Raw genomic sequence first — 20776 nt, forward strand, 5'->3', positions numbered from 1 at the left:
GCTCTGCTCCACCTGTCGGAGCAGGGCCGTGGACGACGGATTCGGCCCGGGAGGGGGAGGGCAGGTGACCGGGGAGTCCCGGATCGACAGGTGGTGGACCCGTCTCCGACTGCCGGTCGGCGTCGCCGCCGGCAGCGTGACCGCCGCTGTCGAGCTTGCCTTCCTGGTCGTCACGGCCGTCGCGACCGCCGTGTCCGCCCCCGCGCCACCGGCCGCTCGCGGGGTCACCAGGCTCACCCAGCGGTACGCCGGATGGCTCGTCCGCTGGGAACGCGACCGACTCCGTCGACTGCTGCTCCCCGAGGGCGAAACGCTCCCGGTCCACCCGGTGGCGACCCGCCGGCAGATCGGCTACCTGGCGGCCCGACTGGTGCCCGGCGCGCTCGGCCTCCTGGCGTACGCGATGCTCGGCGTCGGCCTGGTCTTGGCCGGCATCGTGCTCCGCGCGGCGGTACGCGGTGAGCTGTCCCCTGTCGACACGCTGGCACAGGTCGCCGTCGGGGTGGTCCTCCTGCTGCTCAACGTCCAAGCCCTCGCCAGCGTCGCCGCGCTGGACGTCCGGTTGGCTCGGCGGCTGCTCGGCCCGGGGAGTCGGGCCGAGCTGGCGCGGCGGGTCGACGAGCTGACAAGCAGCCGGGCCGGGGTCCTCGCGGCGGTCGACGCCGAACGGCAGCGCATCGAACGCGACCTGCACGACGGCCTCCAGCAGCGGTTGGTCGCCCTCGGCATGCTGCTCGGCCGGGCTCGGCGGGCCCGCGACGCCGATCGCACCGCCGCCCTGCTCGCCCAGGCACACGAGGACGTGCAGCGGGCCGTCGAGGAACTGCGCGAGGTGGCGTGGCGGGTCTACCCGTCGGCGTTGGAGGGCAGCGACCTCGGTGCGGTGCTCACCATGGTCGCCCGTCGTTCCGAGGTGCCGGTGCGGATCCACTGCGACCTGCCGATCCGCCCCGATCAGCAGATCGAGACGGTGCTGTACTTCGTGGCCTGCGAAGCGCTCACCAACGCCGCGAAGCACGCCGCCGCTACGCTGGTCGCGGTCGAGATCGGGGTACGGGAGGGGTGGGTCCGGTTGCGCGTACACGATGATGGTGTCGGCGGCGCGGACCCCGCCGGGCGAGGCCTGGCCGGCCTGGCCCGACGGGTCGCCGCACTCGACGGCCGGCTGTTGGTGACCAGCCCGGTCGGCGGCCCGACCACCGTGCTGGCGGAGCTGCCGTGCGGCTAGTCCTCGCCGAAGACTCGACCCTGCTCCGCGAAGGCCTGACGCGGCTGCTCGCCGAGGAGGAGCACGAGGTGGTCGCGGCGGTCGGCACTGCCGACGAACTGCTCGAGGCGGTCGCGCGAACCCGTCCGGAGGTGGTCGTCACCGATGTCCGGATGCCGCCCACCCACACCGACGACGGGCTGCGGGCCGCCCTGGAGATCCGTCGACGGTGGCCCGAAACCGGTGTCCTGGTGCTCTCCCAGTACGTGGAGCGGCGCTTCGCCGGCCGTTTGCTCGCGGACCGTCCCGAGGGGGTGGGCTACCTGCTCAAGGACCGGGTCGCCCAGGTGGACGACTTCCTCGACGCGCTGAACCGAGTGGCCGCCGGGGGCACGGCACTCGACCCGGAGGTGGTTCGGCAGGTCGTGGCCGGTTCGCAACGGCCAGACCCGTTCGGGCGGCTCACCCCGCGCGAACGGGACGTCCTGCACGAGATGGCCCAAGGCCACACGAACAGCGCTGTCGCGCAACGGTTGCACGTGTCGCAGAGCGCGGTGGAGAAGCACGTCAACGCCATCTTCGACAAGCTCGATCTCGGCGAGACCACAGGTTACAGCCGGCGAATCCTCGCGGTGCTGCGCTATCTGGGCGCCTGACCCCCGCATCGCTATCTGGGCGCCTGACCCCGCATCCTCAGGCCCGGCCGGGACGTCATCAACCCGGTGTCCGTGATGTCCGGGTGTCGGGTGTCGGGTGTCCGGTGTCCGTGGTCTCCGACTTCCGCTGAGGCGAGTGGATCGTGCCCGGTGGCGGCGGCTCGGGGGTCGTGGATGCCGCGTGGTGTGGGTGGTTTGTCCGATCGAAGGGAGTTGTGGGCTGTGACCGGTCGCATCCGTGGGCCGGAATCGTGGCCGGGGCGGGGTCGTTACACATCCTGACGATCGCAGCAACACCGGCTCGCGCCCCCGTGCCTCGGGGTGGGAATGCCCGCCCGCGCTCGGTCGTTGCAGTCCCCACGAACGGCCAACCGGGCACCGCCTCCACGAGAGCGCGACCGATGGGCCACCCCCGGAATGACCCCGGCCCCCGGGCCGTTACACCTGGACCCGGCGCCACGAGCCCAACCGCTCGCAGGCCGCCGACCCCCAGACTTCCCCCTTGTTTGTGCAGCGCCGGACGAGGTGCTCACACCCTGCCGCTTTCCCCCTGGCGCTGGGTGTTCCTACCCCCGAAGGAGCTACCCCCATGAACACGATCATGCGTAAGAGCGTGCTGTCCGTTGCTGGTCTCGCGTTCGCCGGTGGTGTCTTCGCCGGTCCGATCGCCGCCCACGCCAACCCGGTGGATGCCAAGCCGGTCGCGGTGGCCGTGCAGACCGCTGCGCCGAAGCCGCAGGGCGACCAGTCGCACATCTCCCTGAACGATGAGCAGACCGCCAACGTCAAGGCGATCATCGCCGCGACGAAGAAGGCCGGCCTGCCCGAGCGCGCCGCGGTCATCTCGATCGCGACGAGCCTGCAGGAGTCGAAGCTGGACAACCTGGGCCACCTCGGCGACGCCAACGACCACGACTCGCTGGGCCTGTTCCAGCAACGCCCGTCCAGTGGTTGGGGCACGCCGGAGCAGATCACCAACCCGGAGTACTCCACCACCGCGTTCCTCAAGGGCCTGCGTCAGGTCGACGGCTGGCAGGACATGGCGCTGACCGACGCCGCGCAGACCGTGCAGGTCTCCGCCTATCCCGACGCTTACGCCCAGTGGGAGCAGCAGGCCACCGACCTGGTCGGCCAGTACTGGAACAGCTGACACCGGCACCACCGCAGAACACCGACCGCTGGCCGGCACCCCGCAACCCCGGGGGTGCCGGCCAGCGGCGTTTCCGCCCTGGTTGGTGCCAGCCGGTGGATGGTGGGATGCCCGTCGCGCCGCGTCGGGTGTGCGGCCAGCGGCATTCCCGGCTCGATGGTTCGCGGCCGCCCGCCGCCCGCCGCCCGCCGCCCGCCGCCCGCCGCCCGCCGCCCGCCGCCCGCCGCCCGCCGCCCGCCGCCCGCTGCCCGCTGCCCGCTGCCGCCCACCGGCACTACGGTGTGATCGGCCTGGGTGGGGTGGGCACGGGGGAACAACGTGGGGGACCGGCTGGTTGTGGAGGGTGTCGGTGTGACTCAGTGTCCCCGGGCCTCACCTAATATCGCCGTCGCGGAATACCGTTTGGCTGGAGCCGCGTCGCGCCACTCGCCGAGAGGCGACCTGCACACCGACACCAGCGCCGCCCCCGGTCCACAAGGCCGGGGGCGGCGCTGTCTGTACCCACCGGTTGGGCCGGGAGCGGCACAATGGGTCGGGTGACCGCTTCTCCGTCCTGGTCCGAGCAGTCTGGTTTGCTCGTACTCCCCAGCGGTGCGACGGTGCGCGGACGCCGCGTCGCAGCCTTGACCTCGCCCGCCGACTTCGCCCTGCTGTTGGCGCCCGGCCCGGTTCCGGCGTGGCCGCACCGGCGGATCCGGTGGCCCGATTTCTGGGTGCCGACCGATCGGGCGGATGCCCTCGATGCTCTGCGGGCGGCGTTGCGGCGTGCCCACGACGGTGTGCGCGTCGAGGTGGCCTGTCGGGGTGGGGTGGGGCGTACCGGGACCGCGCTGGCCGCGTTGGCGATCCTCGACGGCTTGCCGGCCGAGCGGGCGGTGGCGTGGGTCCGGGAGGGTTACCACCCCAAGGCGGTGGAGACGCCCTGGCAGCGGCGCTGGCTGCGCCGCGTCGCCTGACCGCCCCCGCCGCCGGGCCTACCCCCGCCGCGCGGCCCCGCTGGGCCTAGCCCCTTCGGGTGACCGCCGGCTCGGTGACGTATTCGCGCAGGTGGGTGGCGGTCAGCGTGTCACCTCGGGCGACCAGGTCGGCGGGTGTGCCGGTGAAGACGATCCGGCCGCCGTCGTGGCCGGCTCCCGGTCCCAGGTCGATGAGCCAGTCCGCGTGGGCCATGACCGCCTGGTGGTGCTCGATGACGATCACCGTGTTGCCGGCGTCGACCATCCGGTCGAGCAGGGCCAGCAGTTGGTCCACGTCGGCCAGGTGCAGGCCGGTGGTGGGTTCGTCCAGGACGTACGTGGTGGTCTTCTCGGCCAGGTGGATGGCGAGCTTGAGTCGTTGCCGTTCCCCGCCGGACAGGGTGGTCAACGGTTGGCCGAGGCTGAGGTAGCCCAGCCCGACGTCGACCAGTCGACCGAGGACGAGGTGCGCCGGACCACCCGGAAAGAAGGCGTACGCCTCGGTGACCGACATGGCCAGCACCTCGCTGATGTTCTTGCCGCGCAGCGTGTACGTGAGCACCTCGTCGGTGAAGCGTCGCCCCTCGCACCGTTCGCAGACGCTTGCGACGCCGGCCATCATCGCCAGGTCCGTGTAGATCAGCCCGATCCCCTTGCAGGCCGGGCAGGCGCCCTCGGAGTTGGCGCTGAACAGGGCCGCCTTGACGCCGTTGGCCTTGGCGAAGGCGGTACGGATCGGGTCGAGCAGCCCGCTGTAGGTGGCCGGGTTGCTGCGCCGGGACCCGCGGATGGGGGACTGGTCCACGATGACCACCCCGGATCGGCCGCGCAGTGACCCGTGGATCAGGGAGCTCTTGCCGGAGCCGGCCACGCCGGTGACCACGGTGAGCACGCCGAGCGGGATGTCCACGTCCACGTCGCGCAGGTTGTGCAGGTCGGCCTGGCGGATGGCGAGCTGCCCGGTCGGTGGGCGTACCGCCTCGCGCAGGGTCACCCGGTGATCCAGGTGCCGGCCGGTGAGGGTGTCGGAGCGGCGCAGCGCGGGCACGTCGCCGGTGAAGCAGATCCGGCCGCCGTCGGTGCCGGCGCCCGGCCCGAGGTCGACAACGTGGTCGGCGATGGCGATGGTTTCCGGCTTGTGCTCGACCACCAGCACCGTGTTGCCCTTGTCGCGCAGTCGCAGCAGCAGGTCGTTCATCCGGGCGATGTCGTGCGGGTGCAGGCCGACCGTGGGTTCGTCGAAGACGTACGTGACGTCGGACAGGCTGGAGCCGAGGTGCCGGACCATCTTGACCCGTTGCGCCTCACCACCGGAGAGGGTGGCCGACTCCCGGTCCAGGCTGAGGTAGCCCAGTCCGATCTCGACCAGAGAGTCCAGCAGTTCACGCAGGTTGGCGGTCAGGGGCGCGACCCCCGGGTCGTCGATGTCCCGGACGAACGTCGCCAGGTCGCTGATCTGCATCGCGGAGCAGTCGGCGATGCTGCGTCCGGCGATGCGCGACGACAGGGCCGCCGCGTTGAGTCGGGTGCCGCCGCAGTCGCCGCAGGTGGTGAAGGTGACCGCCCGGTCGACGAAGGCGCGGATGTGCGGTTGCATCGACTCGCGGTCCTTGGCCAGGTAGAGCCGTTTGACCTTGACCGCCAGACCCTCGTACGTCCAGTTGTTGCTGCCCATTTTGATCTTCGTGGACGGCTTGTGGAGGAAGTCCTCCCACTGTTGCGGGGTGAAGTCCTGGAGCTTGACGTCCGGGTCGAACAGGCCGGAGCCGACGATCGTCTGCCAGTACCAGGAGTCGACAGCGAAGTTCGGCACGGTGATGGCGCCGTCGTTGAGGGAGCGCTCGACGTCCACCAACTCGTTGATGTCGAGGTCGGAGACCCGTCCCAGTCCTTCGCAGGTGAGACACATGCCCTCGGGCAGGTTGAAGCTGAACGCACCGGCGCCGCCGATGGACGGCTGGCCGAGCCGGCTGAAGAGGATCCGCAGCATGGCGTACGCGTCGGTGGCGGTGCCGACGGTGGAGCGGGAGTTGACGCCCATCCGCTCCTGGTCGACGACGATGGCCGCGCTGAGGTTGCGCAGCGAGTCGACGTCCGGCCGGTTGAGGTTCGGCATGAACGACTGGAGGAACGCGCTGTAGGTCTCGTTGATCATGCGCTGGGACTCGGCGGCGATGGTGCCGAAGACGAGCGACGACTTGCCCGACCCGGAGACGCCCGTGAAGACCGTCAACCGGCGTTTGGGGATGTCGACCGAGACGCTCGCGAGGTTGTTCTCCCGCGCGCCGCGTACCTCGATCATGTCGTGGCTGTCGGCGGCGGACCATGCTGGCTGCGACATGCGAACCCTTCACGGAGTCGTGGCGGGATCTGCCCCGCCGATGCTGGCGGGTTCCATTGTCTCATTCATCCGCCTGTAGAGACTTTCGTCGACAATCAAGCGCAGGGTGCGGCAGCACGTCCGGGAAAGTCTCAAATCACGACGTAAGCGGTACGGTGGCTGGCGTGGACGTCGCCGGTAAGGATCGGCTGCGCGCCGTGGACCTGGCGGCCACCGTCGGGATCTCGGTGCAGCAGGTGCGCAACTACGTCGAGCAGGGTGTGCTGCCGCCGGCTCGGCGTACCCCGAGCGGTTACCGGATCTTCACCACCGAGCACGCCCGCGCGCTGAGCGTGGCGCGGCGGCTGGCCGAGGGGCACGGCTGGAGCCGCGCCCGGGAGATCATGGCCGCGGTGCACAGGGGTGACCTGTCGGCGGCCCTCGCGGCGCTCGACGGCGGCCACGCCGAGGTGGACCGGGAACGCGCCGAGATCCGCCGGGTGCTCGGCGCCTTCGAGACCGTGCTGGCCAGCCCACCGGCGTCCCGGCCCGCACCCCGTCGCGCCGCCCGCATCGGCGAGGTCGCCGCCCTGGTCGGGGTGCGAACCTCCCAGCTGCGACTCTGGGAGCAGCGCGAACTGCTGCGCCCGGGCCGCCGCCCGGGCACCAACTACCGGGTGTACGACGAGGCGGAACTCCGCGCCGCGCAGGTCATCGCGCTGCTGCGCCGGGGCGCGTACCCGTTCGAGATCATCGAGGCGGTGTTGGCGGAGCTGCGGACCACCGGCAGCCCTCAGCGGGTCCGTGCCGAACTCGCCCGCCGTGAGCAGGACCTGCACATCCGCAGCCTGCGCCGGCTGCGGGGCACGGCCGCCCTGCACGACTACCTGCATGGTCGCGGCGAGGCGGGTTGACCGACAGGCGCATCCCGTCCCGCCGGGCGATCTTGTTGACTAGGGTCGGGCACATGAGAGCTGCGCTGCTGGCGGCCACGGCCTCCGCCGTCCTGCTCGCTCCCGCGCCGGTCGCCGCCGCGGGAGCGTCCGCACAGGCAACCGTGCGCTGCCCACGGGCGCCGGCCCCGGCGATGTCCCGTCCGCCCCGGCCCTCGCCCCCGCCCGCGGTGCCCGAGCAGCGGGTGGTCGGCGGCGCGGCCCTGGACACGACCGGCCTGGTCGTGCCGGCCGACGCCGCCGCGCCACCGGCGATCACCGCCACGTCGTGGCTGGTCGCCGACCTGGACAGCGGCCAGGTGCTCGGCGGTTGCGGACCACACGAGTACGGCACGCCGGCCAGCGTGCAGAAGCTCCTGTTGGCGGCCACGATGCTGCCCCGGTTGGACCCGAAGCAGACGGTCACGGTCACCGAGGACGACATGTTCATCGAGCCCGGCTCCTCGGCGGTGGGCCTGGTCGCGGGCGGTCGGTACACCATCGAGACCATCTGGCTCGGGCTGCTGCTCAACTCCGGCAACGAGGCCGCCAACGCGTTGGCCCGGCTCGGCAGCGGGACGGACAGCGCCGCCGGTGTACGCGCCATGAACGAGCAGGCGCACCGGCTCGGCGCGCTGCAAACCCACGCGGTCACCCCGTCGGGGCTGGATGGCAGGGGACAGTTCACAAGCGCGTACGACCTCGCGCTGATCGCCCGGGCCTGTTTCGCCGAGCCGACCTTCCGCCGGTACGCGCTGACCCAGGAGACGGAGATTCCCACCCAGGCGGCGCAGCGCACGAAGGGTTTCCAGATCCAGAACGAGAACCAGCTCATCTACCGGTATCCGGGCGCGCTCGGCGGCAAGACCGGCTTCACCGATCTGGCCCGGCACACCTACGTGGGTGCGGCGGAACGCGGCGGGCGGCGGCTGGTGGTGACCCTGTTGGGTGCCGAATCGGCGCCGCTGCGCGGCTGGGAGCAGGGTGCCGCGCTGCTGGACTGGGGCTTCACGCTGCCCCGGAACGCCTCCGTGGGCCGGCTTGTCGAAGCGGGGGAGTTGACCGCCACCGCGTCGGCGACACCGTCCGCGCTGGCCGCGCCCGGCGCGCCCCGGCCGGCGGCGGCCAGCGGGCCCGCGCGTACCGGCTCGGGGTGGTTGTGGTCGGTGACCGCGGTGAGCGGCGCGGGGGTGCTGGCGTTGTTGGGCGGGCTGCTGTGGCGGCGTCGCCGTCGGCTGCCCTGAGCCGCCGACTGCCCGGACGGATCGACATCGGGCGCTGGCCTCCATAGACTCCGGTCTTTCTGGCACCACGAGTCCAGGAGGATCACAGTGTCGAGTGAACTCGAACCGTGCCGCGGCGGAGCGGCACCCCGCCGGCCGGTGCGCGCCCTGTCCCGCCTCGCGGGGGTGACCGTACTCGCCGGGGCGCTCGTCGTCGGGGCGTCCGCGAGCGCGGTCGCCGCGCCAGCCGCCCCCGAGGGTGCTTCCGCCGCTACTGACGCCGCCACCCGACCGCCGCGCACCACCCACGGCCCGTGCGCGTACACCGAGACACCCGACGAGCCCGCGGCCCGGCCGGTGCCGCTGCCGCCGGACCCGCGGCGCACCCCGGCCCGGGGCAGCGTCCGGGTGACCCTGACCACGAACCACGGACCGATCGGGTTGACGCTGGACCGGGCCGCCGCGCCGTGCACCGTACAGAGCTTCCTGCACCTGGTCGGCAAGCGTTTCTACGACCGCACCCCGTGCCACCGGCTCACCGCGTACCCGACGCTCAGCGTGTTGCAGTGCGGTGACCCGTCCGGCACCGGCGAGGGCGGCCCGGGATACCGGTACCGCGACGAACTGCCGACCGACCTGCCACCGGCGCCCACCGACCCGACCGGGGAGCGCCGCGTGTACGCCCGGGGTGTGCTGGCCATGGCCAACGCGGGGCCGGACACCAACGGCAGCCAGTTCTTCCTGGTGTACGCCAACTCGGCGCTGCGCCCCAACTACACGATCTTCGGCGAGGTCGACGCGGCCGGGCTGGCCACCCTGGACCGGATCGCCGCCGGGGGAGTAGCGCCGACCGCCGAGGACCCGGCGCCGGTCGACGGCGCGCCCGCGCTGCCGGTGACCATTCGCAAGGCCGTCCGGGCGCACCACCACCACTGAGCACGCGGCGCGGTGGGCGGCCCTCGGCCGCTCACCGCCCCGGGCCGGAGTCGGCCCGGCAACCGAAATTCTCGGGAGCGGATCGGAACTGGTCCAACCGGTTACCGACCCAGGTCGGGCCTCACGACGGCCCGGGCGACCCGGACGGTGGGGCGGTGCTGTCGCGGACGACGAGTTCCGTGGCGAGTTCCACCCGGGGCGAGTCGATGCCCTCGCCCTGGGCCAGGCGCAGCACGGTCCGGGCGGCCAACCGTCCCATCTCGACCAACGGCTGGCGCACCGTGGTCAGCGGTGGCGATGCCCAGCGGGCCTCCGGCAGGTCGTCGAAGCCGACGACGCTCACGTCGTCGGGCACCCGCAGCCCGCGGCGCCGGATGGCCTCGTAGACGCCGAAGGCCATCTGGTCGCTCGCGGCGAAGATGCCGGTCGGCGGGTCGGCGAGGTCGAGCAGCGCGGTCGCGCCGGCGAACCCGGAGGCGTGGTAGAAGTCGCCCGGATAGACGAGCGCGTCGTCCACCGGCACCCCGGCGCCCTCCAACCCGGCCCGGTAACCGTCGAGGCGCGCCCGGCTGCACAGCAGGTGCGTCGGCCCCGCCACCAGGCCGATGCGTCGGTGCCCGATCGCGAGCAGGTGTTCGGTCGCGGCGAGCCCACCGGCCCAGTTGGTGGCGCCGATCGTCGGGACGTCCATGGCCGGCACGCCGGACGGGTCGACGACCACCACCGGCACGTTGAGGCGGCGGAGTTGCGCGTGCAGCGGCGGGCTCAGGTGCGAGGTCACGAAGATGACGCCGTCGGTGGCCCGGGTGCGCAGGTTCTGCAGCCACTGCCGGGCCGCGGTGGGCTGCCGGTGGATCGCGGAGACCACAGTGCCGACACCCGCGCCGTGCCCGACATCCTCCACACCCCGGATGATCTCCACGGCCCAGGGGCTGTCCAGGTCGTTGAAGACCAGGTCGACGAGGCCGGCGCGGCGAACGCTGCGGCTGGTGCGTCGCCGGTAGCCGTGGTGGCGCAGCAATTCCTCGACTCGCTCCCGGGTGTCCGGGGCGACATCGGAGCGACCGTTGAGCACCCGGGACACGGTCGGCACCGACACCCCGGCTTCCCGTGCGATCGCGGTGATGGTCACCCTGCGTCCGTCGTCCGCGCCCACCCGCGTCTCCTTCACCGAGCCGGAAGAACGACCACGAGACGTCGTCAACCGATGATCCCGGAACGGTGTGCCCGTTCCACGCGCCATCTTGCCTCACGGACGGGGGTTGACGACATGCCAGGTCGGTTCTAGCGTTCGGCAAAGTTACGGAATCTTTCCGGAACTTCGTCGACCGAGGACGGCATGTACACCGATCTACCTGAGGAACAGCTGCGCGACTACCGCGGCGTCGTCCAGGACCCCGCGGACTTCGACGATTTCTGGGCCGACACCCTGGCGGAGGCCCGGCACGCGGGCTGGCCGGTGCGGGCCGAGCCGGTCGCGACCGAGTTGGACAGCATCGACGTGTTCGACGTGACCTTCGCGGGGTTCGCCGGCCAGTCCGTGCGGGCCTGGCTGCGGGTGCCCCGCGGCGCCGACACGGCGCTGCCGACGGTGGTCCAGTTCGCCGGCTACGGCGGCGGGCGCGGGCACCCGTTGGAGAACCTGCTCTGGGCCGCGGCCGGGTTCGCGCACCTGCAGATGGACACCCGGGGGCAGGGCTCGGGATGGAGCCGAGGCGACACCCCGGACCTCGGCGCGGCCGGACCGGAGGCGCCCGGCGTCACCACCCGGGGCATCGCCGACCCGAAGACCTACTACTACCGGCGGCTGATCACCGACGCGGTCCGGGCGGTGGACGCCGTCCGGACCCTGCCGCTCGTCGATCCGACCCGGGTGGCGGTGCTCGGGCACAGCCAGGGCGGCGGGTTGGCGCTCGCGGCCGGCGCGCTGGCACCCGGGGTGCGGGCGGTGGTCGCGTTCGTGCCGTTCCTCTGCGACATCCCGCGCGCGGTGGTGACCACCGCCGCCCGCCCCTACCGGGAGATCCGCGACTACCTGGCGATCCACCGCGACGCCGAGGAGCGGGTGCTGAGCACCCTCGCGTACGTCGACGGGGTCAACTTCGCCCGGCGCTGCCGCCGCCCGGCGCGGTACTCGGTGGCGTTGATGGACGAGATCGTGCCGCCGTCGACGGTCTACGCGGCGGCCAACGCGCACGCCGGGCCGACCGAGTTGGCGGTGTGGCGCTACAACGGCCACGAGGCCGGCGGAATCGACGACGACGAGGCGGCGCTGGTCTTCCTGCGCGCCCACCTGACCGAGAGCTGACCGGATCGGCGCTGCCGGGCGGGGCCGGCCCGGAACCGGCGCATCCGGCCCCGGCAGCCGTCCCGGCTGATAGACAGGAGAAGTGGGTCACCGGATCGCCGTCGCGCTCGCGTTCGCCGCGCTGCTCGGCGGCTGCTCGCGGCCGGAGCCGCGCCCCGCGCCGGCCGCCCCGCGGTCGACGCCGGTAAGTCCCACCCCCCGGGCGTCCACCCCCGCGACGTCCGGCCCCGCGACGTCCAGCTCCGCCGCCGGCCGGCTGCCCGGATTCGTGGTGCTGACCGACCTCGACCCGCGCATCCACGCCGACATCCGCTACGCCACCGCGCACAACTTCGTGGGACGCCCGATCACCGGCTACCCCGAGCCGCTGTGCCTGCTCACCCGGCAGGCCGCCGAGTCGCTGCGCCGGGTGCAGGACGCCGCACTGGCCGGTGGGCACAGCCTCAAGGTGTACGACTGCTACCGCCCCCAGCCCGCGGTGGACGACTTCGTCGCCTGGTCGAAGCGCCCCGGCGAGCAGCAGACAAAGGCCGAGTTCTACCCGGACCTGGCCAAGGACCAGCTCTTCGCCGAGGGCTGCATCGGGGCGCCCACCGCGCACAGCCGCGGCAGCACGATGGACCTGACGCTCGTGGACGAACCCGCCGCCAGCCAGCCCGCGTACCGGAGCGGGCAGCCGCTTGTCGCCTGCACCGCCCCCCGGGGGCGGCGCTTCGCCGACAACAGCATCGACATGGGTACGGGGTTCGACTGTTTCGACTCCCGGGCGCACACCGCCGACGCCCGCATCAGCGCGACGGCGCGGGACAACCGACGGTTGTTGCAGCGGCTGATGACCGACGCCGGCTTCGTCAACTACGACCGTGAGTGGTGGCACTACAGCCTGCGCGACGAGCCGTACCCGGACACGTTCTTCGCCGCGCCGGTCGCCCGCTCGTCGGTCGGCTGACGCGCCGCCGGCCGTGCGGTCGGTCTGGTCCGAGGCAGGCCAGGGCGTCCCTCGGTGTGGGTGTCGAGGAACGCGTGTGGGTGCGGCTGCGCGAGCCGCACCCACACTTCCGCCTGGGTGGTGCGGACCTCAGAGGGTGAACACGAGTGTGGAGATGCTGCGGGCGCCGACGTTGATGGTGGCTTGACCGCCGTTGACGCTCGTCGGTTGGCTTGCCGCGTTGGCGTTCTGCGAGGTGAGGTAGTGCTCGGCCCGGGTGACGTTCTGCGGCGCCTGGACCACCGTGTTGTTGACCGCGCTGTTCGAGCGGTTGAGGATCACCAGGGTGACCTTGCCGTCGCCCTGGTAGGCGGTCACCTCCAGCGGGGAGGCCTTCGAGCTCTTCGTCAGCGCGACCCGCTGGTAGCCGGGGCGGACGTACTTGGCGTACTGCGAGAACGCGTACCCGCGCTTGAGCGGAGCGCCCGCGACGGTGCCGAACGCCGACTCGCCGTCACCGATGAAGGAGTAGTAGCGCTTGCCGTACCACCAGATGTAGGCGTTCCAGTTGGCCTCCATCGACTTGTGCACGGTGCGCATGATGTCGTCGAGGGTCTCGTTCCACACCGCCGCGTTGGCGGGGTTGCCCCAGATGTTGGAGCCGCCACCGTCGGCGGCGTGCAGGTTCCACTCGGTCATCCACACCGGCTTGTTGTACTGCTGGGCCAGGGTGTACGGCCGCAGCCGGCCCGACTCCTCGGTGCCGTAGAGGTGCCCGCCGATGTAGCCGATGTTGTTGCGGGCGGTCGCGTCGTTGAGGGTGGGATCGGTGAAGTTGTAGTTGAGGTTCACCGCCTCGGCGACCATCAGCTTGGTGTTCTGCACCTTGGTGCCCTGGTCGCGGACGAAGGTGCGCAGCTCGGTGCCGCTCCAGTCCATCGAGTCGTAGTTCGGGTGCCAGTCGGGCTCGTTCTGCACCGAGGTGACGTCGATGGTCACGCCCTGGCCGCGCATGTACTGGACGTAGCTGTTGAGATGGTTCGCGTAGTCGTCGTAGTAGTCGGTCTTCAGCTTGCCGCCGTTGACCCGGCTGTTGTTCGTCTTCCACGCGGCCGGCGCGGTCCAGGGTGAGGCGAGGATCTTCACGTTCGACCCGTACGCCTTCGCCGTCTTCAGCGAGTCCGCATGTATTGGCCACTCGCTGGATTCCGGCGACAGACCGGTCCGCACGATGGACAGACCCAACTGGTTGGCGCCCAACCCGACGAGCGTCTGCGTGTCCGTCGTGGACCACGCGCTACCCCAGATTGACTGCGCGGCACCGAACCCGTCGACGGTCTGGTACTTGGTCGCGCTGTTCACCGTGATGTCCGCCGGCCCGTTCGGCGGCGGGGTGGTCGGTGGTGGCGTCGTCGGCGGCGGCGTGGTCGGCGGTGGGGTCGTCGGCGGTGGGCTGGTCGGCGGTGGCGTGGTGGGCTCCGGGTCGCCGGTGCAGGTCACCCCGTTGAGCGTGAAGCTGCTCGGAGCGGGGTTGCTGCTGGTCCACGAGCCGTTGAAGCCGAACGAGACGGTGCCGTTCGTGGCGATCGCCCCGTTGTAGCTGACGTTCTTGGCGGTGACCGCCGCGCCGCTCTGGGTCAGTGTCGTGTTCCACGCCTGCGTGACGGTCTGTCCGGCGCTGTAGGACCAGGCCAACGTCCAGTTGCTGACCGGATCACCGAGATTGGTGATGGCGACGGTGGCGCCGAATCCGCCCTGCCACTGCGACGACACGCTGTAATCCACCGCACAACCGGCGGCTGCCGCCCCGGCCGGCATCGCCACGGCGATCGCTGTCGATGCCACGAGCACCGCGCCGGCCGAGACCGCGGCGGCCCTGATGACTCTGGGTCTCCTCATAGATCATTCTCCTGAAAGATCGGGCCGCTGCCAGTGCGGAGGCGGGGGCCACGAATGGCCGCCCAGGTCCTGGTGCGGAACGCAACCGACACGGTTGCCACGACATCGACAGATCGCTGTCGGGTCACGCCGCCACCGTGACCAGGACAGCGGTGCGGCGCATTGTGAGCGTTAACAGGTGTCACCCGTCGCAGCCGACACCAAATGTGCCGCAATGCCCCGCTGGCGGCCGAGCTCCCGACGGCACGCCACTTACGCCCACATCGACTCTGGTAGATGAGCCGGTTGTCGTCAAGCAACGACGGCGAGGTTCGCGAAAGTTTTCCGAAACAAGCCGGACGTCAGGTCCAGTAGAGGATCCGGCAGGCCGGCACCCGTGCGGCGAGTTCGGCGGTGAACCAGCCGCGCAGCTCGGCCATGGTGTCGCGCGGGTAGACGTACTTCACCGCGCCGAACTTGCCGTGTTTGCGGCTGCGCGACTCCTCGTCCATCTCCAGCCGGGTGCGGGGGTACCAGCCGAGCAGCACCTCTTTGCTGCCCGGGGTGAACCGGTGGGTGATCAGCTCGGCGGTCAGGTCCAGCTCCGGCACCCCGTCGACCGCCGCGCGGACCTGGTCGAGCAACTCGCCGTAGCGGTCCCGCCAGTCGGGTAGCGCGATGATCGGGGCGATGGTCAGCCCGACCGGATAGCCGTCGAGCGCGAGCCGGCGCAGCGCGGCCAGCCGCTCCGGCACCCGGGCCGTGCCGCCCTCGTACCGCTCGCTGACCGGGGCGCAGTTGACGCTGAGCCGGACCCGGGTACGGCCGGCGTGCGGCAGCCCGACGAACGTGTCCACGTCGGCGTACTTGGTGGTCCAGCGCAGTTGCACGGGCGCGTCCCAGGCGGCGAAGTGCTCCACCGCCCGCCGCCAACTGCCGGTCAGGTGCTCCAACGCGAGGGGGTCGGTGTAGCAGGACGCCTCGAACGTGGTGCCCTCGTCGGCGCGTCGCGCGTTGCGGCTGGTCACCGTCCCGCGCCCGGCGTACCCGGCCAGACCGGCCAGGATGTCGTCGAGGTCCGCGTACACCCGGGTCACCGGCGGGCCGGACAGCGAGCCGGCGAGGTAGCAGTACTGGCAGTGCGCCGGGCAGCCCTCGGCCAGGTCGACCCGCCAGTCGGCGCTGGGCGCGATGGGTTGCAGGGCGCGTCGCGAGGGTGGGCTGACCACGATCGCCATGGTGGCCTTGGCCCGCGCGTACGTCTCCCGGTCGGTTTCTCCGCGTACCCCGGTGAGCCGGTTGGATCGCAGGTGTTCCACCTCGATGCCCTGGGCCTGCACCCGCTCGACGATCCGCTGGCCGTGCGGGTGTTCCAGGGCGGCCGGGGTGGCCACCACCCGGCGCGGGGTCCAGCGGCGGGCCGGCCGGGCCGCGGGCGCGAGCCCGGCGAGGTCACGGGTCGGCACCCACTCGCCGCTGGCGTCGTGTGGCGCGGCCGGCACGTCGACGGCGAGGGGAACGTCGACGTCGACGGCGTCTGGGCTGGTCATCGCGCCGGGGTACCCGTTGTCACGGGAATCCCACCCGATCGGCCGACCGTGATTGACGCCGCCGGTGCCACGGCATAACCTTTCGTCTATCTGTAAACCTTGTGAACAGATGTAGGTCGACGCGGCGGCGCGCGTCCCCACCGAAGGGACGATCAGGTGATCGCAGAACTCTCCTCCCGTACCAGACGAATCCTGTCGGTGTTCGTCGCCCTCGTCGTCGCGGTGAGCGCCGGCCTCACGGTCACCGCCTCGCGGTCCGCGCAGGCCGCGCCGACGTTCAAGGTCCTGGCCTTCTACAACGGCACCTGGGACGCCGCGCACATCGACTTCGTCAAAGACGCCCGGGCCTGGTTCCCGCAGGCCGCCGCCCAGCACGGCTTCTCCTGGGAGGCCACGAACAACTGGGGTCTGCTGAACACGGCCAACCTGGCCCAGTACAAGGTCGTCATGTTCCTGGACGACGCGCCGCCCACCGCGCAGCGGGCCGCGTTCCAGCAGTACATGCAGAACGGCGGGGCGTGGCTGGGCTTCCACGTCAGCGCGTGGACCGACAACCCGTCGAGCTGGAGCTGGTACTACAACACCTTCCTCGGCACCGGCTCGTTCCAGACGAACACCTGGGGACCCACCCGGGTCACGATGCGCGCCGACAACCGCACCCACGCCGCCACCCGCAACCTCCCGGCGACCTTCCCGTCGTCGATCAGCGAGTGGTACTCCTGGAGCAACGACCTGCGGCAGAACCCGAACATCGACATCCTCGCCTCGGTCGACCCGTCCAGCTTCCCGGTCGGCACCGACCCCAACCAGTCCTGGTACGGCGGGTACTACCCGCTGGTGTGGAGCAACCGGCAGTACAAGATGCTCTACGCCAACTTCGGCCACAACGCCATGAACTACAGCACCAACACCGGGCTGTCGTCGACGTTCGACAGCGCGCAGCAGAACCAACTGCTTATCGACGGGCTGCACTGGCTCGCCGGGGTCGGCACCGTCCCCCCGACCACGCCTCCGCCGACCGACGGCATCTCACCGACCGCCTGGCACACGGTGGTCAACCGAGGCAACGGCAAGTGCGTGGACGCCCGCGCCGCCGCCAGCGCGAACGGCACCGCCATTCAGCAGTACGCCTGCAACGGCAGCGCGGCGCAGCAGTACCAGTTCGCGCCGACCAGCGGCGGCTACCTGCGGGTCAACAACCGCACCAACAGCGCCCAGGTGCTCGACGTGACCGACCGGTCGACAGCCGACTCGGCGCGGATCCAGCTCTGGTCCTACAGCGGTGGCAACAACCAGCAGTGGCGTGCCGAATCGGAGGGCGGAGGCTACTACCGCCTGGTCAACCGGCTCAGCGGCAAGTGCCTCGACGTGCCCGGAGCGTCCACCGCGGACAGCGTCCAACTCGTCCAGTACACCTGCAACGGCACCGCGGCGCAGTCCTTCCGGCTGGTGCCGCAGTCCTAGGGGGAGCGCGCTCCCTCGCCGGAGGGAGGTGCCGCGCACACTCGCTTCCTAGCGTGAGCGGCATGACGACAAGTGATCGACTGGCCGGGGCGTGGCGCAGTGCCCACGCCCCGGTGGCGGGAGTGCCCCGCTGGGCACGGATCGCCGCCTACGTCATCCCGTTCACCGTGCTGCCGTCCGGGCTCTGGCGGCTTCCGGTCGCGTTCCGCGACGGCATCGGGTTCGACGGGCGGGTGTACGTCGTCTGCCTCTCGATCGTGGCGGAGCTGATCGCGTTCACCGCCGTCGGGCTCGTCGCCGGCTGGGGAGAGCGGTTCCCGCGCTGGATCCCCTGGCTGGGGGGCCGCCGGGTGCCGACGCCGGCCGCCCTCATCCCCGCGACGCTCGGCGCGACGGTCCTGACCGTCCTGTGGACCGCAGCCTTCGCCCGGATCTTCGCCGGGGTCACCATGCGAGGTACGCCGCTACCGCCGGACTTTCCCACCCAGGGCGGCGCGTGGGAGGCCCGGATCTTCTACGCCTGCTATCTCCCGCTGCTGCTGTGGGGGCCACTGCTCGCCGCGGTCGCCTACGCCTATCACCGGCGACGCCGGGGCCGCTACGACACCTGAGCGGCCCGACCGAACCGGGCGGCGACGGCACGCACGACGGCACGCAGCTCCGGCGGGTCGAGGACGTCGAAGTCGACCTCGATGGTGCTGAGGAAGGCGGCCAGGTTGCTCAACGACTCCCCACCGGTGTGCAGCAGGCAGGTCCGCTCGTCGATCGCCTCCAGCAGGCCCGCCGTGGTGGGGATCCGCTGGGCCACCTGGTCGGCCGACGCGTGCAGGCGTACCCGTGCCGGGTGTGGCCAGGCGGCGGAGCCGACGCCGCGCAGCACGTGCGCGACCGCGTCACCACCTGGCGGCTCCCGAGGGGTGAAGCGCGGGCCGGTCGGCACCCGGGGCCGGATCCGGTCGGCGCGGAAGGTCCGCCAGTCGGCCCGGTCGGTGTCCCAGCCCAGCAGGTACCAGCGCCGGCCGGTGTAGACCAGCCGGTACGGCTCGACGTCGCGCACGGTGGCCGTGCCGTCGTGCCCGGCGTAGTCGAAGCGCAGGCGCTCCGTGCGGTGCACCGCCGTCGAGATGGCGGTGAGCGTGCCGGCGTCCACGGTCGGGCCGCCGCCCGCGGCGGAGACCGTCGCGGCCCGCAGGGCGTCCACCCGGTGCCGCAACCGCGACGGCAACGACTGCTCCAGCTTGGCCAACGCCCGCAGCGACGTCTCCTCGATCCCGGTCACCGAACCGCCGGCCGCGGCCCGCAGCCCGACGGCCACCGCCACGGCCTCGTCGTCGTCGAGCAGCAGCGGCGGCAGGGCCGAGCCGGCGCCGAGCCGGTAGCCTCCGGCGACCCCGGGGTGGGACTCGATCTGGTAGCCCAGCACCCGTAGGCGCTCCACGTCGGTGCGGACGGTGCGGGTGGTGACGGCCAGCCGTTCGGCCAGCTCCGCGCCGGACCACTCCCGGCGAACCTGTAGGAGGGTCAGGAGCCGCAGCAGCCGCACCGAGGTCTCCACCATGCCCGCGAGTCTGCCCTACGGCTTCGGGAGCGCGGCTCGGCGGCGGTCCGTTACCGCGCCGCGCCGCGGGTCTGGGTCGGTCGTGCCCGGATGGCCGCCCGAACTCAGTCCTGGCTCGACCGAGGGCTTGGCACTACACCCTCATGCCCTGTAGGAGGGTGATGCTCAGCAGCGGGTACCGCCAGCGCTGCGCCTCCCGGTAGCCGACGCTGATCCGTTCCCGCTTGCCGGCCGCCATGCCCCACAGCGGGTCGGCCGCGGGATCGGCCCCGACGACCCAGATGCGCGGTGGCGTGCCGAGGCAGGCGGCGTCCGGGCATTCGGTTGCCAGGAACCTGCCGTCGCTGCGTTGCGGGGCGACGCGCAGCACGTCCGGGGGGCGTGGGGTCGGCAGGTAGCGCTCGTAGATGTCGCGTGGTGACCACGGGATGCTCGGGTGGCTGTCGGGAAACACCACGACGTCGCCGGGTCGGTAGCGGGGACCGATGACCGCCGCGATGCGGTACGAGTCCTGGCTGTGACCGGCGTGGGCGCGAATGGTGACGTGTGCGGGGAGGGCCAGCACGACCGCCAGGGCGAGTGCGACGATGGCCGACGATCGTCCGACGCGGGCCAGGGCGGACGCCGCGAGCACGGCCAACGGCGGCAGCACGACAAGCACGTAGCGGGCCACCCAGACGTGCAGTTGGGTGCCGGCGAGCAACAGCAGCGCCATCGGGACGAACGCCGCGCCGGCCAGACAGACGTACGCCGGGGCGCGGCGTACGCCGAGAACCGCGAGGACGAGGACGAGCCCGCCGACGGCCGCGGAGTGGAACAGCCGTTCCGGGAACGCCTGGAGGGCACCCAGGTCGACGCGCGCGATCCAGGACACCTGGGCGGTCTGCCCCCGACCCCAGACGGACAGCGCGAGCGCCGGCAGCACGCCCACGCCGGCCGCCGTCACCCACCGCCGTACGGTCCGCCAGCCCTCGGCTCGGTGGGAGAGCTGCCACCAGCCGACCGCGACGGCGTGACCCGCGAGCATCAGCAGGCCGTTGAGCGGGTGCAGCAGCCCGACGACGCCCACGGCGGCGGCGTACCCGGCGAGGCGACGGCGCGCGGGCTCCTCCACCAGCCGGACCAGGCACCACACGCCGACAGCGGCACCGAGGATCACCAGGGCGTAGGACCGGGCCTCCTGCGCGTACCGGGAGGTCACCGGCAGGATGGCGAAGAGCAGCCCCGCCACCAGGCCCGTTCCGGCGCCGCCGAGTCGACGCCCGAGCGCGGTCACCACCACCGTGGCGACGGTGATGGCGGCGACCGAGGGCAGCCGCAACGCGGCCGTGGACGTGCCGGCCACGGCGACGTACACCTTCATCAGGGCGTAGTAGGGGGTCAGGACCGCGTCCACCGAACCGGCGAGCTGCCACAGCTGCGACCAGCTCAACCGGACCACGCCCCAGGTGGCCAACTCGTCGGCCCAGAGTGCCGGACCGGTCAGCCGCCACCGGCCCAGCACAAGCGCGACGAGCGCGGGGAGCACCCAACTCGCCACCGTCGCGCCGGACCGGGTGTCGCCCGGTTCCCGATGCGCGTCCGCCCGAGGCAGGTCCGGTGGGGTGGCGACGGCGTGGTGCGACGGCCAGGTGGCGGTGATTGTGGTTCTCCCGGAACAGGGGCGGACGGTGCCGCGCGAACCTAGCCGCGTCAGGTGAGCACGCGGCG

Annotated in this window: 17 protein-coding genes; 11 read left to right on the top strand and 6 right to left on the bottom strand. The window is 72.0% G+C overall.

Annotated features, from left to right (window positions below; genetic code table 11):
- Nucleotides 1-64 precede the first annotated feature (64 nt).
- The 4 genes from ACGFH8_RS19740 (at nt 65) to ACGFH8_RS19755 (ending at nt 3969) form a co-directional block, all read left to right on the top strand.
- On the top strand, nt 65-1228 hold the full coding sequence (locus tag ACGFH8_RS19740) for a sensor histidine kinase (protein WP_393368853.1): 1164 nt from the start codon (nt 65-67) through the stop codon (nt 1226-1228).
- Nucleotides 1219-1863, top strand: a complete 645-nt coding sequence (locus ACGFH8_RS19745; protein ID WP_393368856.1) for a response regulator — start codon at nt 1219-1221, stop codon at nt 1861-1863. The genes ACGFH8_RS19740 and ACGFH8_RS19745 overlap by 10 nt, the downstream gene beginning before the upstream one ends.
- A 589-nt stretch (nt 1864-2452) precedes the next feature.
- Nucleotides 2453-3013: a hypothetical protein gene (locus tag ACGFH8_RS19750; RefSeq protein ID WP_393368859.1), complete on the top strand. Its 561-nt coding sequence runs from the start codon at nt 2453-2455 to the stop codon at nt 3011-3013.
- 527 nt (nt 3014-3540) lie between these two features.
- A complete protein-coding gene (locus tag ACGFH8_RS19755; RefSeq protein WP_393368862.1) occupies nt 3541-3969 on the top strand; it encodes a protein-tyrosine phosphatase family protein in 429 nt (142 codons plus the stop codon).
- Between the two features lie 46 nt (nt 3970-4015).
- Here ACGFH8_RS19755 and ACGFH8_RS19760 read toward each other — a convergent pair whose 3' ends face one another.
- Complete coding sequence (locus ACGFH8_RS19760) at nt 4016-6310, bottom strand: ATP-binding cassette domain-containing protein (protein WP_393368863.1); 2295 nt, start codon at nt 6308-6310, stop codon at nt 4016-4018.
- A gap of 164 nt (nt 6311-6474) precedes the next feature.
- On the opposite strand from ACGFH8_RS19760, the gene ACGFH8_RS19765 reads away from it, so the two are divergent.
- The 3 genes from ACGFH8_RS19765 to ACGFH8_RS19775 all read left to right on the top strand — a co-directional run bounded on the left by ACGFH8_RS19765 (nt 6475) and on the right by ACGFH8_RS19775 (nt 9380).
- Nucleotides 6475-7203, top strand: coding sequence for a MerR family transcriptional regulator (locus tag ACGFH8_RS19765; RefSeq protein WP_393368865.1), 729 nt, complete (start codon nt 6475-6477; stop codon nt 7201-7203).
- Nucleotides 7204-7256: 53 nt separating this feature from the next.
- Nucleotides 7257-8465 carry a D-alanyl-D-alanine carboxypeptidase family protein gene (locus ACGFH8_RS19770; RefSeq protein WP_393368867.1) on the top strand — a complete coding sequence of 403 codons (1209 nt, stop codon included), beginning with the start codon at nt 7257-7259 and terminating at the stop codon, nt 8463-8465.
- Nucleotides 8466-8552: 87 nt separating this feature from the next.
- A complete protein-coding gene (locus tag ACGFH8_RS19775) occupies nt 8553-9380 on the top strand; it encodes a peptidylprolyl isomerase (RefSeq protein WP_393368870.1) in 828 nt (275 codons plus the stop codon).
- A gap of 121 nt (nt 9381-9501) precedes the next feature.
- Here the strand turns inward: ACGFH8_RS19775 and ACGFH8_RS19780 are convergent, their stop codons facing one another.
- Nucleotides 9502-10536 (bottom strand): LacI family DNA-binding transcriptional regulator, encoded by a 1035-nt coding sequence (locus ACGFH8_RS19780; RefSeq protein WP_393368872.1) that lies wholly within the window; start codon nt 10534-10536, stop codon nt 9502-9504.
- A gap of 183 nt (nt 10537-10719) precedes the next feature.
- Here ACGFH8_RS19780 and ACGFH8_RS19785 point away from each other — a divergent pair, with 183 nt between their 5' ends.
- Together ACGFH8_RS19785 and ACGFH8_RS19790 are read left to right on the top strand one after the other, a co-directional pair.
- On the top strand, nt 10720-11688 hold the full coding sequence (locus ACGFH8_RS19785; protein ID WP_393368874.1) for an acetylxylan esterase: 969 nt from the start codon (nt 10720-10722) through the stop codon (nt 11686-11688).
- 82 nt (nt 11689-11770) lie between these two features.
- Entirely contained in the window at nt 11771-12637 is an 867-nt protein-coding gene (locus ACGFH8_RS19790) for a M15 family metallopeptidase (protein ID WP_393368877.1), read from the top strand.
- Between the two features lie 129 nt (nt 12638-12766).
- On the opposite strand, the gene ACGFH8_RS19795 is transcribed toward ACGFH8_RS19790, so the two are convergent.
- Together ACGFH8_RS19795 and ACGFH8_RS19800 are read right to left on the bottom strand one after the other, a co-directional pair.
- The gene (locus ACGFH8_RS19795; protein ID WP_393368878.1) at nt 12767-14515 is read right to left on the bottom strand and encodes a cellulose binding domain-containing protein; all 1749 of its coding nucleotides are present in this window, start codon (nt 14513-14515) and stop codon (nt 12767-12769) included.
- A 341-nt stretch (nt 14516-14856) separates the two neighbouring features.
- Complete coding sequence (locus ACGFH8_RS19800; RefSeq protein ID WP_393368881.1) at nt 14857-16044, bottom strand: spore photoproduct lyase family protein; 1188 nt, start codon at nt 16042-16044, stop codon at nt 14857-14859.
- A gap of 156 nt (nt 16045-16200) precedes the next feature.
- Here ACGFH8_RS19800 and ACGFH8_RS19805 point away from each other — a divergent pair, with 156 nt between their 5' ends.
- Together ACGFH8_RS19805 and ACGFH8_RS19810 are read left to right on the top strand one after the other, a co-directional pair.
- On the top strand, nt 16201-17508 hold the full coding sequence (locus ACGFH8_RS19805; RefSeq protein ID WP_393368883.1) for an RICIN domain-containing protein: 1308 nt from the start codon (nt 16201-16203) through the stop codon (nt 17506-17508).
- Between the two features lie 62 nt (nt 17509-17570).
- Nucleotides 17571-18119 carry a hypothetical protein gene (locus tag ACGFH8_RS19810; protein ID WP_393368886.1) on the top strand — a complete coding sequence of 183 codons (549 nt, stop codon included), beginning with the start codon at nt 17571-17573 and terminating at the stop codon, nt 18117-18119.
- On the opposite strand, the gene ACGFH8_RS19815 is transcribed toward ACGFH8_RS19810, so the two are convergent.
- Nucleotides 18107-19066, bottom strand: coding sequence for a helix-turn-helix transcriptional regulator (locus ACGFH8_RS19815; protein WP_393368888.1), 960 nt, complete (start codon nt 19064-19066; stop codon nt 18107-18109). The two genes, ACGFH8_RS19810 and ACGFH8_RS19815, sit on opposite strands and share 13 nt — an antisense overlap.
- A 133-nt stretch (nt 19067-19199) precedes the next feature.
- Nucleotides 19200-20594 (bottom strand): glycosyltransferase family 39 protein, encoded by a 1395-nt coding sequence (locus ACGFH8_RS19820; RefSeq protein WP_393368891.1) that lies wholly within the window; start codon nt 20592-20594, stop codon nt 19200-19202.
- Nucleotides 20595-20776: the final 182 nt, after the last annotated feature.

The organism is Micromonospora sp. NPDC049175, from assembly GCF_043197345.1.
Lineage (GTDB): Bacteria > Actinomycetota > Actinomycetes > Mycobacteriales > Micromonosporaceae > Micromonospora.

Bases quoted from the DNA above. Each gene is read 5' to 3' on its own strand.
- ACGFH8_RS19750 (WP_393368859.1), top strand. From the start codon at position 2,453: ATGAACACGATCATGCGTAAGAGCGTGCTGTCCGTTGCTGGTCTCGCG.
- ACGFH8_RS19755 (WP_393368862.1), top strand. From the start codon at position 3,541: ATGGGTCGGGTGACCGCTTCTCCGTCCTGGTCCGAGCAGTCTGGTTTG.
- ACGFH8_RS19770 (WP_393368867.1), top strand. From the start codon at position 7,257: ATGAGAGCTGCGCTGCTGGCGGCCACGGCCTCCGCCGTCCTGCTCGCT.
- ACGFH8_RS19815 (WP_393368888.1), bottom strand. From the start codon at position 19,066: ATGGTGGAGACCTCGGTGCGGCTGCTGCGGCTCCTGACCCTCCTACAG.
- ACGFH8_RS19800 (WP_393368881.1), bottom strand. From the start codon at position 16,044: ATGACCAGCCCAGACGCCGTCGACGTCGACGTTCCCCTCGCCGTCGAC.
- ACGFH8_RS19795 (WP_393368878.1), bottom strand. From the start codon at position 14,515: ATGAGGAGACCCAGAGTCATCAGGGCCGCCGCGGTCTCGGCCGGCGCG.
- ACGFH8_RS19810 (WP_393368886.1), top strand. From the start codon at position 17,571: ATGACGACAAGTGATCGACTGGCCGGGGCGTGGCGCAGTGCCCACGCC.
- ACGFH8_RS19785 (WP_393368874.1), top strand. From the start codon at position 10,720: ATGTACACCGATCTACCTGAGGAACAGCTGCGCGACTACCGCGGCGTC.
- ACGFH8_RS19760 (WP_393368863.1), bottom strand. From the start codon at position 6,310: ATGTCGCAGCCAGCATGGTCCGCCGCCGACAGCCACGACATGATCGAG.